Here is a 19,815-nt window from a genome sequence, read left to right as displayed (position 1 = left end):
TGCCCTCCTCGGGTACGCCAGCAACGCAACATATCGCGTCTTCTGCAAGACACGATATATCGCGTGCGGTGGAAGTCAAGCGGTCCCGTACGGGAGGGGCCGCGCCCCGGCGGGGTCCGAACGGCAGGGTCTAGCCGTTCTCGATGTCCTCGTCGTCGTCCAGCCGGGCCAGCCAGGTGGCCAGCCGTTCCACCGGAATCTCGAATTCCGGGTTGAGGTCCACGAACTCCCGCAGCCGGTCGGCGAGCCAGTCGAAGCTGACCTCCTCCTCGCCGCGCCGGTCCGCCAGCTCCTCGATACCGCGGTCGGTGAAGTACAAGATCTGCTCCGGAAAAGGGATGGGACGGGCGGGGGACGGGGAGGAATCGCGCAGGACAGCGGGATGACAGGGGGATGACGGGGCGACGACACAGGACGTACACCGCAAGGATAGGCAGTGTCGGGGAAGCGACCCGCTCCGGTGGGCGACACCCCCTATCCTTCGAAGACGATCAGACCGGCGGACCGGCCCCGGGCATCGGCCCGGTGGGCCGGACCAGGGGGGAACGACAGGCGTGGGGACCGCTGGGACCGGAGCACACGCGAAGCCGGAGGGCGCACCGTGATGGCAGGGGGCGCACAGCGGGAGCCGGGCGACGCCGCCGAGATCCTCTTGCCCCTCGCGAGTGCGGCCACCGTACGCATCCACAGCGCCGAATCCGGGAACCCTCTTCTGGGCAGCGGCTTCTTCGTCGCACCCAACTGGGTGCTCACCTGCGCGCACGTGGCGCTGGCCGGACAGGAGGCGACTGTGGGGGCGGCGGCACGCAAGGTGTCGATCGGTTACGGCGACCGCATGCTCACCGGGGTCGTCGAATGGGCCGACCCCGACGCGTCCCCGGGCCCCGGCCGCTGGCCCGCCCCCGACCTCGCCCTGGTCCGGCTGCTCGACCAGGTGGACCACCCCTGCGTCTGGCTCAGTGAGCGCACCGCCAAGGGCTACACCACCAACCAGGTCGCCTACTTCGGCTGGGTCCCGATGGACGGCGAGGTCTACCCGTACAACGGCCGCTGCACGATCAGCGGCCAGCTCGGCGCCGGCAGCGGCGGCGCCCTGCGGCTCAGCAACGAGGACGAGATGCCGTCCGGCCTGTCCGGCGGCCCGGTGGTGGACCTGGCCCGCGGCGAGGTCATAGGAGTGCTCAAGTCGCGGCGCAGCGGCAAGGACGGCGGACTGGCCGTCGGCATCCAGCAGTTACGCCACCTGCCGGCCGCCGCCGGACCGGCCGACGACGACCTGTACCACCGGGTGATGGCCGCCCACGACCTCTACCACGCCGACCGGCACGGCTTCGTCGCCCGCACCGAGCCCACCTGGACCGACGCGCAGAGCGACATCGGCGCCATGGCCGGCCGCGCCCTCACCCCGGGCCAGCGCACCCGGCTGCTCGGCCTGCTCGCCCAGCTCCCGCCGCCGGCCGGCACCCGCAGCCTGGAGCGGATCGTCACCGAGGTGCGCGGCGCCCCCGCCCAGGGCCTGCCGCAGGCGCCCCGCGCCTGGCGCGACGGCCTCGGTCTGCTCTACGACCTGCGGCGCGGCGGCGCCGAACTGGAAGCGGTGCTGCGCTACGCCGTGCACGCCGCCACCGCCGAACGCCCGCACCCCGCCGAGGACTTGACCGAACCCGCGCTGTGGCAGTGGGCGGAGAAGATCGCCGCCGAGGCGGAGACCCCCACCCGGCCGTTCCGCAGCGCGCTGCTCACCGAGCGCCGGGCCAGGCTCCGGCTGCGCGAGTCCCCGTCGGCCGCCTCGGTGGCGCCCGCGCGCCGCCGCACCGGACCGGAAGTGCTGCTGGAGATCTTCCACCGCGGCTGGGAGCCGGGCCGCTACGACTGGCAGGTCTGCGTCGTACCCGAGACCGGCGAGGTGGTGCCGCTCGGCGAGGGCCGGGACACCGACTTCGCCGACCTGCCCGCCTCGCTCGCCGAACCCCTCACCGAGGCGTTCCGCCGCTGCGACGAGCGCGATTACGCCGCCGCCCTCCAACTCGCCCTGCCCGACAACCTGGTGGACCTGGCCGTCGACGTCTGGCGGCTCGGCTCCGCCGCCCGGCCGGTCGGCGCGGTCCGCCCGGTCGTGGTCCGCCGCAGCCACCCGCCGGACGACGCCGACCCGGCCGTCGCGGAGGAGCGCGTCGCCCGCTGGAACACCCTGCACAAGCAGTGGCTGGCCGCCGAGGTGCTCGACTGCGACGAGGTGGCGCTGGGCTCGGTCCCGGACGAGGACGAACTGCGGTCGCGCCCACGGCAGTTGCTGCCGGTGCTGTGCCGCAGCGGGCCCGACGCGCCCGAGGCGTTGCGTACGCTGGTCCGTAGCGGCTACCCGATCGCGCTGTGGCGCCGGGAACCGGTCGGCGAGGAGACCGTGTGCGCCGACTTCCACCGCGGCACCTCCCGTACGGTCCGGGTCGCGCGCACCGCGGCCGGCCTGCCCGCGGCGCTGAGCGGGCTGCGGGCCGGGGTCGCCGACGGCGTACCGGAGACGTATTGGTCCACGGGGCTCACGCTGCTGTACGACGACCCGACCAGACCCCTGCCAGGGGCCGGCGAGCTGCTGGAGAATCCATGACGCAACGGACGACTCGGGACGGAAAGGGGTATCGAGGTGAGCGATGACATGACCGACGCCACCCCGGCGGGCGAATGGCTCATCTACCGCGGCACCGGCGAGCCCCACAGCGGCATCGACGGTCTGCCCGAGCCGCCGCCCTGGCGGGACTTCGACGGCGGTCCGCTGGTGGAGGCGGGCCCCGGCCCGGACAGCTCCTCGGCCCGGCGGCTGGGCGCCTACCGGCACATGGCCGAACTGCACCGGCCCAGCCCGGAGGAACTGGAGCTGGTCAACGCCGCGCTCTATCTGCGCCGCCCGCTGCTGGTCACCGGCAGCCCCGGCACCGGCAAGAGCACCCTGGCGCACGCGGTGGCCTACGAACTCGGGCTGGGCCGGGTGCTGCACTGGCCCATCGTCAGCCGCAGCGCGCTCCAGGACGGGCTGTACCGCTACGACGCGATCGGCCGGCTCCAGGACACCCAGATCGCCGCCAACTCCGGCAAGGTGCCGACCGGCGGCATCGGCCGCTACATCCGGCTCGGCCCGCTCGGCACCGCCCTGCTGCCCACCGCCAAACCGCGGGTGCTGCTGATCGACGAGCTGGACAAGAGCGACATCGACCTGCCCAACGACCTGCTGAACGTGATGGAGGAGGGCGAGTTCGGCATCCCCGAGCTGGAGCGCCTCGCCGACCGCGAGCCGGAGGTCGACGTCCTCACCGACGACGGCACCCGGGTCACCGTGCGCGACGGCCGGATCCGCTGCCGGGCCTTCCCCTTCGTGGTCCTCACCAGCAACGGCGAACGGGACTTCCCGCCGCCGCTGCTGCGCCGCTGTATCCACCTGGAGCTGGGCCGCCCCGACCACAAGCGGCTGTCCACGGTGGTACGGGCGCATCTGGGCGAGGAGGCGGCGACCGTCGGCGACGACCTCGTCAAGCGTTTCCTGGAACGGTCGCGCGGCGAACTGCTCGCCACCGACCAGCTGCTGAACGCGATCTACCTCACCCACCATGCCGCGCCGCCCACCCGCTCCCGGCTGGCCGACATGCTCATCCAGCGGCTCGACCGGCCCAGGTGAGGTGGCCATGGCCGAGCCAGACCCCGGTCCGCACCCGGAGCCGCCACCGCGCGCTCCGACCGAGCCCGTAGCCCCGGCCACCGCCGGCCGGCCGCCCGGGCCGCCGGCCGATCCCCCGCCAGGACAGCCCGGTCCGCCCAGTCCGCCCGCCGATCCGCCGACCGCCGACCCGCTGGCCGAGGTCGTCGCCGCGCTGGACCGGTCCGGGCTGCGCCCGGCCGCCACCGAACTCGCCGACGCCCTCTGGCTGGCCCGCTGGTCCCGGCCGACCACCGCCGGGCCCGACCCGGCCGCCGACAGCGGCCCGGAGCCGGCCGCCGACCGCACACCGCCGCCCGGCCATCCGCGCACCCCGAAGGGCGACAGCACCGACGGCAAGGGCCGGCGGCTGGTCCCGCCCGCCGCCGATCCGCCCGCCGACGGCATGATCAGCCTCTACCCGGGCGCGGGCGTGCCGGGCCGCGCCCGCCCGGCGGCCGGCGCCAGCGCGCTGGGCGTGACCATCCCGGAAGCCGCCGCCCTGCCCAAGCTGCTCGAACTGCAGGCAGCGTTACGCCCGTTGCAGCGCTACCACAGCCCGGCCCGGCCGCGCAGGGAAGTCCTGGACGAGGCGGCCACCGCCGACCGGACCGCCCTGGCCGGCGGGCTGATGCTGCCGGTCTTCCGCCCGGTGCCGCGCGGCGACGCGGCCATGCAGCTGCTGATGGACGCCTCCTCCTCGATGTTCGTCTGGGAGCGGATGCTCCGCGAACTGGTCACCGTCTTCGAACGACTCGGTGCCTTCCACGAGGTCCAGGTCCGCTATCTGCACGCCACCCCGGAGGGCGAGCTGGCCGTCTCCGGCCGCTTCGACCCCGAACCCGCCGGGCTGCGCTCCGCCCAGCAGCTCCTCGACCCCACCGGACGCCGGATCACCCTGCTGGTCAGCGACTGCGTGGGACCGCTGTGGCGGTCGGGCCAGGGCCACCGGCTGCTGCACCGGCTGCTGCGGCTCGGCCCGACCGCCGTGCTCCAGCCGCTGCCCGCCCGGCTGTGGAACCGCACCCGGCTGCCGGTCTCGTACGGGGTGCTGCACCGCGCCGCCGGCCTGTCGACCGCCGCCCCGCTGCGCTTCTCGGCCGGGGCCGCCACGGCCGGCGCCGAACCCGACGCGCTGCCGGTGCCCGTACTGCCGCCCGCCGCCTCCGCGCTGGGCGCCTGGGCGCGGCTGCTGGCCGGTATGGGCTCGGGCCAGGTGCCGGCCGCCGTCGGCTGGGTGCGGCCCGACCACCCGGCCAGCCACAGCGCCCCGCGCCGCACCACCGTGCCGGTGCCCGCGCTGGTCGGCCGCTTCCGCTCGGCGGCCTCCCCGGCCGCCGCGCAGCTCGCCGTCTACCTCGCCGCCGCCCCCCTCTTCCTGCCGGTCATGCAGCTCGTCCAGCGCACCATGCTGCCCGACTCCGGCCCGGCCGAACTGGCCGAAGTGCTGCTCAGCGGCCTGCTGGTGCGCGGCACCGACGAGGACCACCGCTGGTACCACTTCGCCGACGGCGTACGCGACGCGCTGCTGTCCTCGCTGGGCCGCGACGAAGCGCTGCTGGTGCTCAAGCACTGCTCGCAATACGTCGAACAGCGGTTCGGCAAGGGCGGCCCCAACTTCCCCGCGCTGGCCATCACCCAGCTCACCGAGGGGCTCGGCGACCTGGCGGCGGACGAGGCGGTGCGCAGCGCGCTGGAGCAGGCCGCGCGCGCCTCGGGCGTACGGGAGGTGGTGCGCGACGAGGAGCTGCCGGCCGTGGTCGGCACCGAATCGCCGCAACCCTTCGCCGAGGTCGCCGCCCGGGTGCTGGAGCGCTTCATGCCGCTCCCGCAGGGGCCGGGCGGGCAGGTCGCGCAGACCGGTCCGGCCGGACCGTCGTCGGTGGTCCGCCAGGCCCGCGCGCTGACCGCCCGCTTCCACGGCAAGGGCATGGTGCAGAACCTGCTGGACGCCGTCCAGCTGCTGCGGGCCGCCACCGCGCGGGAGGGCGTACGCGGTATCGACCCCGACCTGTGGAGTGAACTGGCCCAGCAGCTGGTCGTGCTGTGGCGGGTGCGCGGCGGCGCCGATCTGCTGCGGGAAGCCCAGGAGGCGGCCGAGACCGCGACCGCGCACCCCGGTTCGGTGCGTGCCCGGGCGGTGCGCGCCCGCGTCTTCCAGGCCGCCGCCGAGGACCGCGCCGCGATCGGCGACGACCGGGGCGCGCTGGAGCTGCTGCGGCGCGCGGACCGGGAGTTCACCGCGGTCTGCGCCGCCCCCGGGCTCGATCCGCGCCAGCTGCTCGACGCCACGCTGGAGCGGGTCCGGGTGCTGGAGGACCAGTGGCAGCTCGGCGGCGACGCGGGGCTGCTGCACGAGACGCTCGGCATGCTGGAGGCGTTCGCCGACTCCTGGCCGCCGGGCCAGGACCGTCCCAGCGGGCTGCCGCTGGCCCACGGCCGCGCGCTGCTGCGGCTGGCCGGCACCGCCCGCGACCGCCAGAGCGCCGCGATCTTCGCCCAGCGGGCCGCGACCTCCTTCCTGTCCGGCCTCGACGCGCTGGAGCGCGAGGACGCGCCTCCCGAGGCCCGGCACATCGCGACACTGTCCCTCATCGACGCCCAACTCCTCGAAGGCGGACGGCTGGACGAGGCCCGGCGGCACCTGGACCGCGCCCTCGGCGAGAGCGGGGACGACGCCGCGGCCCGCGCCGCGCTGCTGCTGCGGTCCGGCCGGATCGCGGTGGCCCGCTACGCGCAGGACGGTTCGCCCGCCGAACTGGAGTCCGCCGCCGGGCGGTTCGCCGAGGCCTGCCGGCTCACCTCGCGCGACCGGCCCGAATACCGCGAGATGGTGGCCGAATGGGGTGAGGCGCTGCTGACCCGGGCCGAACTCCCGGACGGCGACGGCTTCGTGAACCGCGCGGTCCAAGTCCTGCGGGACTGCCGGATGGAGACCCCGGAGAGCGATCCGATGCTGCCGGACCGGCTGCTGATGCTGGGCCGCGCGCTGATCCTGCGCTACCGCGCCGAAGAGGACCTGGTGGACCTCCGCGAGGCCGAGTACGTCCTCGGGCTGGCCCTCCAACCCGCAGTGGAGCCCGGCCAGGTGGCCAGGATCTGGTTCGAACTCGGCGAATCCCACCGGCTCGGCTATCTGCACACCCACCGCCCCGAACGCCTCGACCAGGCCGCCGACGCCTACCGCAGGGCCGCCGAATCGGCCTCGGCCGCCCGCCCGCAGGCGCCCGAACCAGGCCCTATGGCGCGGCTGTCCGCACGGGCGCATCATTGGCGTGGCGTCGTGTACGAGTCCGCCCGCCGCCCCCGAGCCGCCGCCGAGGCCTACCGCGCCGCCCTGGCCGCCTGGCGCACCCTCCCGGCCGGCCCCGACAGCGCCGAGGCCGCCCGCACCGCCCAACTCCTGGACGCGCTGACCCGGCCGGCCTGAGACGGGAGACCACACGATGGCAAGGGAGCGTCCCATGGAATCGCAGCGAGCGGCACGCCACCCGGAAGAGCCTGCCGAGCCGGCGGCGGAGGCCGTCCCCGGCGGACAGGTCCCGCACGGCACGGACGGCGAAGCCCCGGACCGGGCGGCCCCGGAGAGCGCGGCCGGCCCGGAGGTGGACCTGCTCGGGATGGACCTGGAAGCGCTGCGGACGGCGGCGCACCCCGTACTGTCGGAGCTGGTCGCGGAGTTGCGGGAGCGGGTGGCGGGCAGCGGGGACGAGTCCCTGTGGGGGCACGACAGTTCGGTATGACCGGCGCACGACTCCACGCGCCGCGCTCCGGCCTGCTTTAGGCCGCGCGCGGTGCGGGACACGCCAAAACCCTACCGGGGAGTTTGCTCCCGGTGGCCCGGCGGGAACAACCGCGAGGGCCGAACGGGGCGGCCGGTACGGGAAGGAGCGCAGGTGGTCCAGCAGCCGACGCGGACCGGGCCGCCGAACCGCGGCGTGGGCGCCGCGCCGCAGCCACCCGTACGCGCCTCACCTGTACGGCAGTTCATCCTCAAGGTGCACAGCCGCTGCAATCTCGCCTGCGCCTACTGCTATGTGTACGCGGGACCCGACCGCAGCTGGCGGGACCGCCCCCGCGTCCCGCCCGCCGAGGTGATCCGGCGTACGGCCGAACGCATCGCCGAGCACACCGTCGCCCACCGGCTCGGCGAGGTCGCCGTCGTGCTGCACGGCGGCGAGCCGCTGCTGGCCGGCGCCGGGCGGCTGGCCGCCGATGTGCGGCTCATCCGGGACCTCGTCCCCGCGACCGTGCACGCCGGGGTGCAGACCAACGCCACGCTGCTCACCCGCGAGCGGATCCGCCTGCTCCGGGAAGCCGGCCTGCGGATCGGCGTCAGCCTCGACGGCGGCCTGCCCGCGCACAACGCGGCCCGCACCGACCACGCCGGCCGCCCCTCCTGGGGGGCCGCGTCCGCCGGGATCCGGCTGCTGGCCCGGACCGCGCCGGAGGCGTACGCGGGGGTGCTGTGCGTCGTGGACCTGCGGCACGACCCCGTCGAGGTGTACGACTCGCTGCTCGGCTTCGACCCGCCGATGATCGATCTGCTGCTGCCGCACGGCAACTGGACGGCGCCGCCGCCGGGCCTGCCGGCGCCGGCAGGCGACCCCGCGCCGTACGGCCGTTGGCTGACCGCCGTCTTCGACCGCTGGTGGGACGCCGACCGGCGCCGTACCCGGATCAGGCTGTTCGAGGAGTGCGTGGCACTACTGCTCGGCGTCCCGGCGGCCGGCGAACGGCTCGGCCTGCAACCCTTCACCAGCGTGGTGGTGGAGGCCGACGGCGCCATCGAGCAGGTGGACTCGCTCAAGTCGGCCTACGACGGCGCCGCCGCCACCGGCCTCGACGTCTTCCGCCACAGCTTCGACGACGCCCTGGCCCATCCGGCCATCGCCGCCCGCCAGTCCGGCCTCGCCGCCCTCGCCGCCACCTGCCGCGCCTGCCCCCTGGTCACGATCTGCGGCGGCGGCCACTACGTCCACCGCTACAAGTCCCCCGACGGCTTCCGCAACCCCTCCGTCTACTGCGCCGACCTCGCCCACCTCATCCGCCACATCTCCACCCGCCTCCACCAGGCGGCCGCCGCCGCCCCGACCGGGGAGGCGCCCCGGTGAACGCGTGCACGCGGCGGGCCGCTCCGGCCGGGGTCTACGCGCATTGGCGCGGCCCGAGCGTTGCGGGTCGGGGCCGGGTGAGGGGCGGTCCGGCGCAGGCTTGGGCGCGGCGGGCTGCTCGGGGGCGGACGGGCGGGCGGGGAGGCGTCCCGGTGGGTGTCTGCTTGCGGCGGGCTGCTCCGGCCGGGGTCTGGGCGCGGTCGCGCCGCAGCAGCGGTGCGGGTCGGGGCCGGGTGGCCCGGCGGGAGGCCGTCCGGTGAGTGTCTTCACCGGGCCGCGTGTCACGGACGAGTTGCTGATGGCCCTGGGGGCCACCCGTGGGGAACCGCGGGTGCTGGCGTCGTTGGTCGCCGGGCAGCGGGCGCGGCGGCTGCTGACGCTGCGGGCGCTGCTGGACGCGGTACGGGGCGCGACGCCCGGGGTGCTGGCGGCGGGCGAGGGGGAGCGGGTGCTGCGGGACTGGCGGCTGCTGGAAGAGGCCGAGCGGGCCGACCCGGCCGCCGCCCGGCGGGTGGTGCACTATCCGTTCACCGGCGCCTGGGCCGAGCGCTGCCTGCGCGCGCTGAGCCGGGGGGAGCGGCCGCCGGTGGCGGGCCTCGGGCACCTCGGGGCGATCGCCGCCGCCGCGGCGGCCCGCGCGGGGCTGCGCTTCGGCGCCGAAGTGCCGCTGTACGGCGGGGCGCTGCACCTGCCGACGCTCGGCAGCTACCGGCCGCCGGCCGGAACCGCCCGGGCCCGGGTCGACGGCGACGGAAGCACACTCTGGCTGCGGACCGCCGACACCCGCGTGGAGGTGCGCAAAGGGCCCGACGGGGTGTGGCGGTCCGCCGCGCCCGGCTGGCGGCCGCTGCGCGGCCTGCGTTCGGCCGGCGGCCACCCCGTCCTGGTCGACGACGCCGACCCGTACCGCGACGAGGAACGGCACACCAATCCGTACGGCCTGACCGCCGTCGGCGCGCTCGACGGCGCCGAGCACGCCCGCTGGCGCGGCGCCTGGCAGGACGCCCAGAGCTGGCTGCGGCTGGGCGACGGCTCACGCGCCCGGGAGGCCGACGCGCTGCTCGACTGCTTCGTGCCGCTGGCCGGTTCGGCCACCGCCCGGTGCAGCGCGACCCGCGGCGAGGCGTTCGGCGCGCTGCTGAGCAGCACCCCGCGCGGCGGCCTGGAACTGGCCGCGACCCTCGTCCACGAACTGCAGCACGCCAAACTGCTCGCGCTGTCCTCGCTGACGGTGCTGCACACCGCCGACGACACCCCCAGCTACTGGGCGCCCTGGCGCCCCGACCCGCGCCCCTTCGACGGCCTCTTCCAGGGCGCGTACGCGCACCTCGCGCTGGCCGACTTCCACCTGGGCGTGGCGCTCAGCGAGGCGGGCCCGGCCCGGCGGGACGCCGCCTGGGCCGATCACTGCCGCTGCCGCCAGCAGGTCGAGGCGGCGCTGCCGCAGCTGCTCGGGTCCAGCCGGCTGACCCCGCGGGGACTGACCCTGGTCAGGGCGATGGCCGCGCATCACACTCGACTGCGGGAACACGTACCGCCCAGCGGTCACCTGGCCCGCGCGGCGGCCTACGTCGAGACCAGCCGGGTCATCTGGCGGCGGCAGCGGGCCCTTCGCCGGTGACGCCCGCTTGTCCACAGGACTGAACCGTACTTATCCACAGGAAAGGGCATGACTGTCCGTCAGCGGGGGACCAGATCAGTGTAGTTTCTGGCGCAGTGGCCACACCGGTAGGTCCAAGCCACGTCAGCGACGAAACGCGCGCAACGAGGGAGTCGGTCCTATGGCCGGAGGGCGGAACACCGCGTCAGCGGTGGGGTGGGGACCCGTGACCGTCAGCTTCGCGGGGTACAACAGGGCGTGGGCGTCGTGGATCGCCAGCCGGCTGGAGAAGCACGGCCAGCAGGTGGTGCTGCAGCGCTGGGACATCACCCCGGACAGCAGCGTCGAGCAGGGCCTGCGCGATCTGCTGCTCTCCGAGGGCCGCGTCCTGATCGTGCTCAGCGAGTGGTATTTCCGGCTGGGCCCGCGCAGCCGCCAGGAGTGGAACAGCGCGCTGCGCGAGGTCGTGCCCCCCAACAGCGACCGGTTCGCCGCCGTCTCCGTCACCTCCGCCGCGCTGCCGACCGCCTCCGCCGCCCTGGGCGCCGCCGATCTGTGGGGCCTGGGCGCCGCCGAGGCCGAGCGCCGGCTGCTGGCCCGGCTCGGCATCACCCCCGCCCGCTCCGCGGCCGGCACCGACACGCAAGGCGCGGGCGGCGGCCCCCGCTTCCCGCTGGAGCCCCCCGCCGTCTGGGGCGGCGTCCCGCGCCGCAACACCCGCTTCACCGGCCGCGAGGAGCTGATCGCCGACCTCCACCAGCAGCTCCAGCTGGCCGAACCCGGCGCGGCCGTCGCCACCCTGCACGGCCTGTCCGGTGTCGGCAAGACCCATATCGCCGCCGAGTACGTCTACCGTTTCGCGCCCGAGTACGACGTGGTGTGGTGGGTCCGCGCCGCCGAGCGCGGCACCCTGCGCGAGAAGCTGGCCGCGCTGGCCCCGGCGCTGCGGCTGACCACCGGCCGGGAGTACGGCGAGCGGCTGCGCGCCGTGCACGACGCGCTGCGCCGCGGCGATCCGTACTTCCGCTGGCTGATCGTGCTGGACGGCGCCGACCGCCCGGACGAGATCCACGACCTGGTCCCGGCCGGCCCCGGCCATGTGCTGATCACCTCGCAGAACCGCGAATGGGGCGAGTACAACAGCGCCCTGCTCGAAGTCCCGGTCTACGACCGCGTCGAGTCCGTCGCCTTCATCCGCCGCCGCGCGCCCCGGATCGACGAGGCCGACGCGGACAAGCTCGCCGAGGCCCTCGGCGACCTGGCCCTGGCCCTGGACCAGAACGCCGGCTCGCTCAACGACTCGGCCATGCCCGTCGACGAGTACATCGAACTGCTGCGGCACGGCGCCGATGTGGAGTCCGGTCTCAAGGTCGCCGCCGACTTCCAGATGACGTACTACACGGCCTTCTCGATACTGCTGAACCGGCTGCGCGAGGACAAGCCCGAGGCCGTCGACCTGCTGCGGCTGTGCGTCTTCTTCGCGCCCGGGCCCATTCCGGTCCGGCTGCTGCGCGACCTGCCGATCCGCGACATGCCCGAGCAGCTCGCCGGGCTGATCGAGGACCCCCTGCTGTGGAACTCCGCGATCGGCAAGCTCGCCCAGTGGTCCGTCATCCAGTCCGACCCGCAGGAGGTCGGCACCGAGGAGCCGCCCGGCTCCACCGAGATCGTGCAGATGCACCGCCTCGTCTACCAGGCGGTCCGCAGCGACATGCCGGACGACGAGGAGAACGTCTACTCCCGGGTGGTCCGCAAGATCCTCGCCGCCGCCGACCCCGGCCGGCCGGGCGACACCCGGCTGTGGCCGCGCTACGCCGAGATCGTCCCGCACCTGTCGGCCTCCGGCGCGCTCGACAGCACCAACCCCGAGATCCAGGGCATGGTCCTCAACTGCCTGCGCTATCTCTACCTTTCGGGCGAATACCTCACCGGTCTGCGGGTCGCCGAGATCGCCGGCGAGTACTGGCCGCGGCTGCTGGAGCCAGGCCACCCCCGGCTGTGGGACCTGGTGCACCACCGGACCAATCTGCTGCGGGCCACCGGCGAGTACACCACCACCGAGGGCATCGACCGGGCGGCGTACGAGACACTGCTGGCCGATCGCGGCGCCGGAGACCTGCTGACGCTGCGCGCCGCCGCCAACCTCGCCTCCGACCTGCGCAACCTCGGACGCTACGCGGAGACACTCGAACTCTCGGAGACGGTCCGGGACGCCTATGTCGAACTGCTCGGCGACCGTGACCCGGTGACTTTGATGGCGCAGAACAACCTGGCGCTCATCTACCGCCTGCTCGGCCGCTTCCAGGACGCCCTCGACCTCGACCTCGACACCATGGAGATCCGCCGCGAGCTGCTGCGCGACCGCAACAACTGGACGCTCTCCTCGGAGAACTCCTACGCCCACGACCTGCGGCTGCTCGGGCGCTACGACCAGGCCCTCTCGGTGCAGGAGCGCAACTCCGAGGTGCACCGCACCGTGCTGGGCCCGGACAACCCCCAGACGCTGCGCGCCGAGCACAATCTGGCCCAGTGCTACCACCGGGCCGGCGACCGGACCAGGGCGGCCAATGTACTGGCCCGGCTGCTGGAGCGCTGCGAGCGGGTCCGCGGCGACTTCGACCCGCTCACCTTGCGTGTCGCCCTCACCCTGTCCAACTTCGAGCGGCAGCACGGCGACCTGGACCGGGCCCGCGACCTCAGCGAGCGGGTCATCGGCCGCTACCGCGACCGGCTCGGCGACCGGCACCCGTACACCGCCGGGGCGCTCGGCGGCCACGGCCTGATCCTGCGGGCCTCCGGCGAGCGCCAGCAGTCGCAGATCGAGATCGAGGACGCGCTGGACGGCATGACCCGGGCGGTCGGCCCCGATCACTACTGGACGCTGGGCTGCGCGCTCAACGCCGCGGCGGCCCGCAATCTGGCCGGTGACCCGGAAGGCGCCGCCGAGTTGAGCCGGGTGACCGGTGACCGGGCCGCGTCCGGACTCGGCAAGCACCATCCGCTGACGCTGTCCTGCCGGATCGCGCTGGCCGCCGACCTGCGCAATCTGCGCCGCCGCCAGGAGGCCGACAAGATCGAGGAGGAGGGGCTGGACGCGCTCGCCGCCACCCTCGGCCCCCAGCACCCGCAGACGGTCGCCGCCCGGTCCCGTACCCGCCCGCACTGGGACTTCGAGCCGTTCAGCTCCTGACCGTTCAGCTCCTGACCCGCGCGGTCCGCACGCCCCCCCCGCACGAAGCTCCCACCGAGCGAGCACGACAACGGCCGGGGCCCGTACCGCGAAGGTACGGGCCTCGGCCGTGTGTGACACCGGGCCGCGGGGCCCGGTCCGATCCCGGATCGGATCCGGATCGGGTCAGATCTCGAAGACCTCGTTGATCAGCTCTTCCTGCTGCGCCGCGTGCCGCTTGGCGGAGCCGACCGCCGGCGAGGAGGAGGCCGGGCGGGAGACGCGGCGGAGCCGGTCCGCGTTGTCCGGGGCCGCGCCGAGCAGCAGGTCCAGGTGGTCGATCAGGTTGAGCGCGATGAACGGCCACGCGCCCTGGTTGGCCGGCTCGGCCTGCGCCCAGACGAACTTCTGCGCCTTGGTGTAGGGCGCCACCGCGGACTGGATCTCGGTGCCCGGCAGCGGGTAGAGCCGCTCGATGCGGATGAACGCGACATCGGTGGCGCCGCGCTTGGCCCGCTCCTCGATCAGGTCGTAGTAGACCTTGCCGGAGCAGAAGACGACCTTGCGCACCGCGTCGGCGTCCACCGTGGTGTCACCGATCACCGGCTGGAACTGGCCGTTGGTGAAGTCGTCGGCCTTCGACGCCGCCGCCTTCAGCCGGAGCATCGACTTCGGGGTGAAGACGATCAGCGGCTTGTGGTGCGGGTTGTGCACCTGCCAGCGCAGCAGGTGGAAGTAGTTGGCCGGGGTGGACGGCACGGCGACCGTCATGTTGTTCTGCGCGCACAGCTGGAGGAAGCGCTCGATCCGGGCCGAGGAGTGGTCCGGGCCCTGGCCCTCGTAGCCGTGCGGCAGCAGCAGCGTGACGCCGGAGGTCTGGCCCCACTTCTGCTCGGCCGACGAGATGAACTCGTCCACGATGGTGGCCGCGCCGTTGACGAAGTCGCCGAACTGCGCCTCCCACATCACCAGCGCGTTCGGCCGGGCCAGCGAGTAGCCGTACTCGAAGCCCATCGCCGCGTACTCGCTGAGCAGCGAGTCGTAGACGTTGTAACGGGCCTGGTCCTCCGACAGGTGCTGCAGCGGGGTGTAGTCCTCGCCGGTCTGCCGGTCGATGAGCACCGCGTGCCGCTGGCCGAAGGTGCCGCGCCGGGAGTCCTGGCCGGCCAGCCGGACGGGGGTGCCCTCCAGCAGCAGCGAACCGATCGCCAGCGTCTCGCCCATGCCCCAGTCGATGGTGCCGTCCTCGACCATGGTGGCCCGGCGCTGGAGTTGCGGCAGCAGCCGCGGGTGCACGGTGACGTTCTCCGGGATGTCCACCTGCGAGGCGGCGATCCGCTTGACCACCTCGGCGGTGATCGCGGTGGGCATCGCGACCGGGAAGCCGGGCCGCGGCGCCGAGGGCTCCTGCGTGGTGGACTCGACCGGGGCGGAGGCGGCCTCGCGGACCTCGGTGAAGACCTTCTCCAACTGGCCCTGGTAGTCCTGCAGCGCCTGCTCGGCCTCTTCCAGGGTGATGTCGCCGCGCCCGATCAGGGACTCGGTGTAGAGCTTGCGCACCGAGCGCTTCTTGTCGATCAGGTCGTACATCAGCGGCTGGGTGAAGGCCGGGTTGTCCGACTCGTTGTGCCCGCGGCGGCGGTAGCAGATCAGGTCGATCACGACGTCCTTGTTGAACGCCTGCCGGAACTCGAAGGCCAGCCGCGCCACGCGGACCACGGCCTCCGGGTCGTCGCCGTTGACGTGGAAGATCGGCGCCTCGATCATCCGGGCCACGTCGGTGCAGTACATCGAGGAACGCGCCGACTCCGGGGCGGCGGTGAAGCCGACCTGGTTGTTGATCACCACATGCACGGTGCCGCCGGTGCGGTAGCCGCGCAGCTGCGACATGTTGAGCGTCTCGGCGACCACGCCCTGGCCGGCGAAGGCCGCGTCGCCGTGCAGCGCGATCGGCAGCACGGTGAAGTCGGTGCCGGCCTTGTTGATGATGTCCTGCTTGGCGCGGGCGATGCCCTCCACCACCGGGTCGACCGCCTCCAGGTGCGAGGGGTTGGCGGCCAGCGAGACCTTGATCTGCTCGCCGTCCAGGCCGGTGAAGGTGCCCTCGGCGCCCAGGTGGTACTTCACGTCACCGGAGCCGTGCATCGACTTCGGGTCGAGGTTGCCCTCGAACTCGCGGAAGATCTGGGCGTACGACTTGCCGACGATGTTCGCCAGCACGTTGAGACGGCCGCGGTGGGACATGCCGATCACGGTCTCGTCCAGCCGCGACTCGGCGGCGGCGTCGATCACCGCGTCCAGCAGCGGGATGACGGACTCGCCGCCCTCCAGCGAGAAGCGCTTCTGGCCGACGTACTTGGTCTGCAGGAAGGTCTCGAAGGCCTCGGCGGCGTTCAGCCGGCGCAGGATCCGCAGCTGCTCCTCGCGCTCCGGCTTGCCCTGCGGGCGCTCGATGCGGTCCTGGATCCACTTGCGCTGCTTCGGGTCCTGGATGTGCATGAACTCCACGCCGACCGTGCGGCAGTAGGAGTCGCGCAGCACCCCGAGGATGTCGCGCAGCTTCATCAGGGACTTGCCGGCGAAGCCGCCGACCGCGAACTCCCGCTCCAGGTCCCACAAGGTGAGCCCGTGCTCCAGCACGTCCAGGTCGGGGTGCTTGCGCTGGCGGTACTCCAGCGGGTCGGTGTCGGCCATCACATGGCCGCGGACCCGGTAGGAGTGGATCAGCTCGAACACCCGGGCGGCCTTGGTGACATCGTCCTCGTGCCCGGTGTCGATGTCGGTGCGCCAGCGGACCGGCTCGTACGGGATGCGCAGCGCGGCGAACACGTCGTCGAAGAAGTCGTTCTCGCCGAGCAGCAGTTGGTTCATGACGCGCAGGAACTCGCCGGAGGCGGCGCCCTGGATCACCCGGTGGTCGTAGGTGCTGGTCAGCGTCATGACCTTGGAGATGCCCAGCCGGTTCAGGGTGTCCTGGGAGGTGCCCTGGAACTCGGCCGGGTAGTCCATCGATCCGACGCCGAGGATCATCGACTGGCCGGGCATCAGGCGCGGCACCGAGTGCACGGTGCCCAGGCCGCCCGGGTTGGTCAGCGAGGCGGTGACACCGGAGAAGTCGTCCATCGTCAGCTTGCCGGTGCGGGCGCGGCGGACGATGTCCTCGTAGGCCTGCCAGAACTCGAAGAAGTTCAGCGTCTCGGCCTTCTTGATGGCCGCGACGACCAACTGGCGGTCGCCGTTGGGCTTCACCAGGTCGATGGCCAGGCCCAGATTGACGTGCTCCGGCTTGACGAGGGTGGGCTTGCCGTCCTTCTCGGTGAAGGAGTGGTTCATCGACGGCATGGCCTTGAGGGCCTGCACCATCGCGTACCCGATGAGGTGGGTGAAGGAGACCTTGCCGCCGCGGGCGCGCTTGAGGTGGTTGTTGATGACGATGCGGTTGTCGAACAGCAGCTTCACCGGGATGGCCCGCACCGAGGTGGCGGTAGGCAGTTCCAGCGAGGCGTGCATGTTCCGCGCCACGGCGGCGGCCGGGCCGCGCAGGGTGACGTACTCGGTGGCGGAGGCCTCGGCGGGCGCCGCGCCGTTCGAGGCGGCCTTGGCGGCCGGCTCGGCCGGCTTCGCGGCGGCGGGCCGCGCCGGGGCGGCGGGCTCGGCGGGAGCGGGAGCCGGGGCCGGTGCGGGCGCGGCGGTCTCGGCGGCGGGCGGAGCGGGTGGCGCGGACGCCGCGGGCGGAGCGGTGGTCGCCGTCGCGGCGGAGCCGTTCACGGCGGCCGGGGACGCCGGGAGGGTCGCGGCCCGGCCGTTGCCGGAGGCCGCCGACGGGGCCGCCGGGGCGGGGGCGGCGCCCGCGACACCCGCGACAGCGCGTGCGGCGGCGCCGGAGGCACCGCCCTGGCCGGAGGGGGCGGCCGGTGCGGCCGAGCCGTCCGGCTTGTAGTCGGCGAAGAAGTCCCACCAGGCTCGGTCTACCGAGTTCGGGTCCTGGAGGTACTGCTGGTAGATCTCATCGACGAGCCACTCGTTCGGGCCGAAACCCACGGCAGGGCCTTCGCCCTGCCCTTGGTGGTCGGTCGAGACACTAGAGCTATTGGGGGACTGTGACGACACGGCGGCAACCGCCCTCTTCCGCTTCACAAAGATGGTGGACAGCGGAAATAAAGGCTACGCCTTCAGGACCCCTGCTCGCAGGCCTGGGGTCCAGTCGTCGCGCATGTCACACCCACAGCATGGTTTCGGCGCCATTCCTGGCGGGAATGTGGTCCCTATTCAGGGTCTTGACCGGTTTCACGAGGTCACACGAGGTCACACACGTTGTTGCACGGGCTTCTTCGGCCGCGCGCCTGCCAGGCGGCTTGCGTCCATGGTGCACCCATCGGCGTCAATGGTGCGCTGTTGATCCGCCCGGAAGGGTGACGAGTATCCGGCAGCCGCGCGGCGACTCGGCCACCTCGATCCGGCCGCCGTGCAGGTCCACAGCCCAGCGGGCGATGGCCAGCCCCAGCCCCGTACCGCCGTCGCCGCCCGGGTGGGAGCCACGGTGGAAGCGGTCGAAGACGCGCACCCGGTCCGCCTCCGGGATGCCGGGGCCCTCGTCCCGTACATCCAGCTGGAGGCTGCCCGGCGCCGCGCCGCCGCGGGCCCGGACCGTCACCCGGCCACCGGGCGGGCTGTGCTTGACCGCGTTGTCCACCAGATTGGCCACCACCTGGTGCAGCCGCTCGCTGTCCGCGTAGGCGACCAGTTCGGGAGGTGACACATCCAGGTGCAGATGGACGTCGGCGCGCGGCCGGGACCGCGAGCCGGTGGGTTTGGCGCTCTCCATGCCCAGGCTCGCGGTCTTCAGCACCGCCGACAGATACGGCCACACCTCGAAGCGCTTGAGCTCCAGCCGTACCGCCCCGCTGTCCAGCCTCGACAGGTCCAGCAGCTGGCTGACCAGCTTCCCGAGCCGTTCGGTCTGCTGCAGGGCCAGCCGCATCGTCTCGGGGTCGGCGGCCGACACCCCGTCCACCACGTTCTCCAGCACCGCGCGCAGCGCCGCGATGGGGGTCCGCAGCTCGTGCGAGACGTTCGCCACCAGCTCCTTGCGGTGCCGGTCGGCGGCGGCCAGGTCGGCGGCCATCCGGTTGAAGGTCTCGGCCAGCTCGCCCACCTCGTCCCGGCGCACCCGGGCCACCCGGCGGCTGTAGTCGCCGCCCGCCATCGCCCGGGCCACCGCGGTCATCTCGCGCAGCGGCGCGGTCAGATTGGTGGCCACGATCTGGGTGATCAGCAGCGAGGCGATGATCGAGAAGATGGTGATCACCCGCAGCTCGGTGCCCGAGTGGATGGCCACCGTCACCAGCAGGGTGGTGATCAGCACAGACACGATCACCAGCAGCTGCAGGGCCGCCTTGATCGAGCGGAAGGGGTCCCACGGGCGCAGCGCCGCCCAGGCCCGCCGCCGCCAGCCGCTGACGGCCCCGGCGCCGCCGCGGCGGTCCGGGTCGCTCGGGCCGCTCATGGAGCGGGGGTCTCCAGCGCGTAGCCCACCCCGTGCACGGTGCGGATCCGCTCGGCGCCGATCTTGCGGCGCAGCGCCTTGACGTGGCTGTCGACGGTGCGGGTGCCGGAGGCGTCCGCCCAGTCCCAGACCTCGGCGAGCAGCTGCTCCCGGGAGAGGACCGCGCGCGGCTGCTGGGCCAGGCACACCAGCAGCTCGAACTCGGTGGGGGTGAGGTGGATGTCGGAGCCGGCCACCCGGACCCGGCGCTGGGCGTGGTCGATCTCCAGGTCGCCGAGCTGGATGCTGGCGCCGCGCGAGCTGTGGGCCGCGGTGGCGGCGCGCTCCACCCGGCGCAGCAGGACGTGCACCCGGGCGGCCAGCTCCCGCATCGAGAACGGCTTGGTCATGTAGTCGTCGGCGCCGACGCCGAGCCCGACCAGCATGTCCGTCTCGTCGTCCCTGGCGGTCAGCATCAGCACCGGCACCGGGCGGTCGGCCTGCACCCGGCGGCAGACCTCCAGGCCGTCGAAACCGGGCAGCATCACGTCGAGGACCAGCAGGTCCGGCTGCCAGGAGTGGGCCGAGTCCACCGCGGACGGGCCGTCGCCGGCGGTCCGTACCGCGAATCCCTCCGCCTGGAGCCGGGCCGCGATCGCCTGCGTTATCGTCTGGTCGTCCTCGACGACCAGCACCCGGCGCTGCGCGCCCGAAGTCTGCGTGCTGTCCACGTTCCGCCCCACAAGATCGTCCTGATTG

General features: G+C 73.7%; 11 protein-coding genes. 7 read left to right on the top strand and 4 right to left on the bottom strand.

Translation table 11 applies throughout. From position 1 onward, the window contains the following. Window positions 1-130 precede the first annotated feature (130 nt). The gene (locus ACFO3J_RS13470; protein ID WP_386429490.1) at window positions 131-319 is read right to left on the bottom strand and encodes a DUF6104 family protein; all 189 of its coding nucleotides are present in this window, start codon (window positions 317-319) and stop codon (window positions 131-133) included. Window positions 320-604: 285 nt separating this feature from the next. On the opposite strand from ACFO3J_RS13470, the gene ACFO3J_RS13465 reads away from it, so the two are divergent. From ACFO3J_RS13465 to fxsT, 7 genes are all read left to right on the top strand, one after another. Beyond that, window positions 605-2,608, top strand: coding sequence for a VMAP-C domain-containing protein (locus ACFO3J_RS13465; protein ID WP_386429488.1), 2,004 nt, complete (start codon window positions 605-607; stop codon window positions 2,606-2,608). Between the two features lie 48 nt (window positions 2,609-2,656). Next, window positions 2,657-3,670 (top strand): AAA family ATPase, encoded by a 1,014-nt coding sequence (locus tag ACFO3J_RS13460; protein WP_386430204.1) that lies wholly within the window; start codon window positions 2,657-2,659, stop codon window positions 3,668-3,670. Window positions 3,671-3,677: 7 nt separating this feature from the next. Then, complete coding sequence (locus tag ACFO3J_RS13455) at window positions 3,678-7,118, top strand: SAV_2336 N-terminal domain-related protein (protein WP_386429486.1); 3,441 nt, start codon at window positions 3,678-3,680, stop codon at window positions 7,116-7,118. A gap of 34 nt (window positions 7,119-7,152) precedes the next feature. Further along, window positions 7,153-7,431 (top strand): FxSxx-COOH cyclophane-containing RiPP peptide, encoded by a 279-nt coding sequence (gene fxsA, locus ACFO3J_RS13450; RefSeq protein ID WP_386429484.1) that lies wholly within the window; start codon window positions 7,153-7,155, stop codon window positions 7,429-7,431. A gap of 195 nt (window positions 7,432-7,626) precedes the next feature. Then, window positions 7,627-8,802 carry an FxsB family cyclophane-forming radical SAM/SPASM peptide maturase gene (locus tag ACFO3J_RS13445; protein WP_386430203.1) on the top strand — a complete coding sequence of 392 codons (1,176 nt, stop codon included), beginning with the start codon at window positions 7,627-7,629 and terminating at the stop codon, window positions 8,800-8,802. Between the two features lie 256 nt (window positions 8,803-9,058). Further along, on the top strand, window positions 9,059-10,423 hold the full coding sequence (locus ACFO3J_RS13440; protein WP_386429482.1) for an HEXXH motif domain-containing protein: 1,365 nt from the start codon (window positions 9,059-9,061) through the stop codon (window positions 10,421-10,423). A 160-nt stretch (window positions 10,424-10,583) separates the two neighbouring features. Further along, window positions 10,584-13,592: an FxSxx-COOH system tetratricopeptide repeat protein gene (gene fxsT, locus ACFO3J_RS13435; protein ID WP_386429480.1), complete on the top strand. Its 3,009-nt coding sequence runs from the start codon at window positions 10,584-10,586 to the stop codon at window positions 13,590-13,592. Window positions 13,593-13,757: 165 nt separating this feature from the next. Here fxsT and ACFO3J_RS13430 read toward each other — a convergent pair whose 3' ends face one another. The 3 genes from ACFO3J_RS13430 to ACFO3J_RS13420 form a co-directional block, all read right to left on the bottom strand. Further along, window positions 13,758-17,681: a multifunctional oxoglutarate decarboxylase/oxoglutarate dehydrogenase thiamine pyrophosphate-binding subunit/dihydrolipoyllysine-residue succinyltransferase subunit gene (locus tag ACFO3J_RS13430; RefSeq protein ID WP_386429478.1), complete on the bottom strand. Its 3,924-nt coding sequence runs from the start codon at window positions 17,679-17,681 to the stop codon at window positions 13,758-13,760. 271 nt (window positions 17,682-17,952) lie between these two features. Then, window positions 17,953-19,077, bottom strand: coding sequence for a HAMP domain-containing sensor histidine kinase (locus ACFO3J_RS13425; RefSeq protein WP_386429476.1), 1,125 nt, complete (start codon window positions 19,075-19,077; stop codon window positions 17,953-17,955). Continuing rightward, window positions 19,074-19,787, bottom strand: a complete 714-nt coding sequence (locus ACFO3J_RS13420) for a response regulator transcription factor (protein WP_386429474.1) — start codon at window positions 19,785-19,787, stop codon at window positions 19,074-19,076. The genes ACFO3J_RS13425 and ACFO3J_RS13420 overlap by 4 nt, the downstream gene beginning before the upstream one ends. Between the last annotated feature and the right edge of the window lie 28 nt (window positions 19,788-19,815).

It is taken from the genome of Streptomyces polygonati (assembly GCF_042650325.1).
GTDB lineage: Bacteria > Actinomycetota > Actinomycetes > Streptomycetales > Streptomycetaceae > Actinacidiphila > Actinacidiphila polygonati.
Note: the sequence above shows the minus strand (reverse complement) of the source record. Positions and strands in the feature narration are given on the sequence as shown.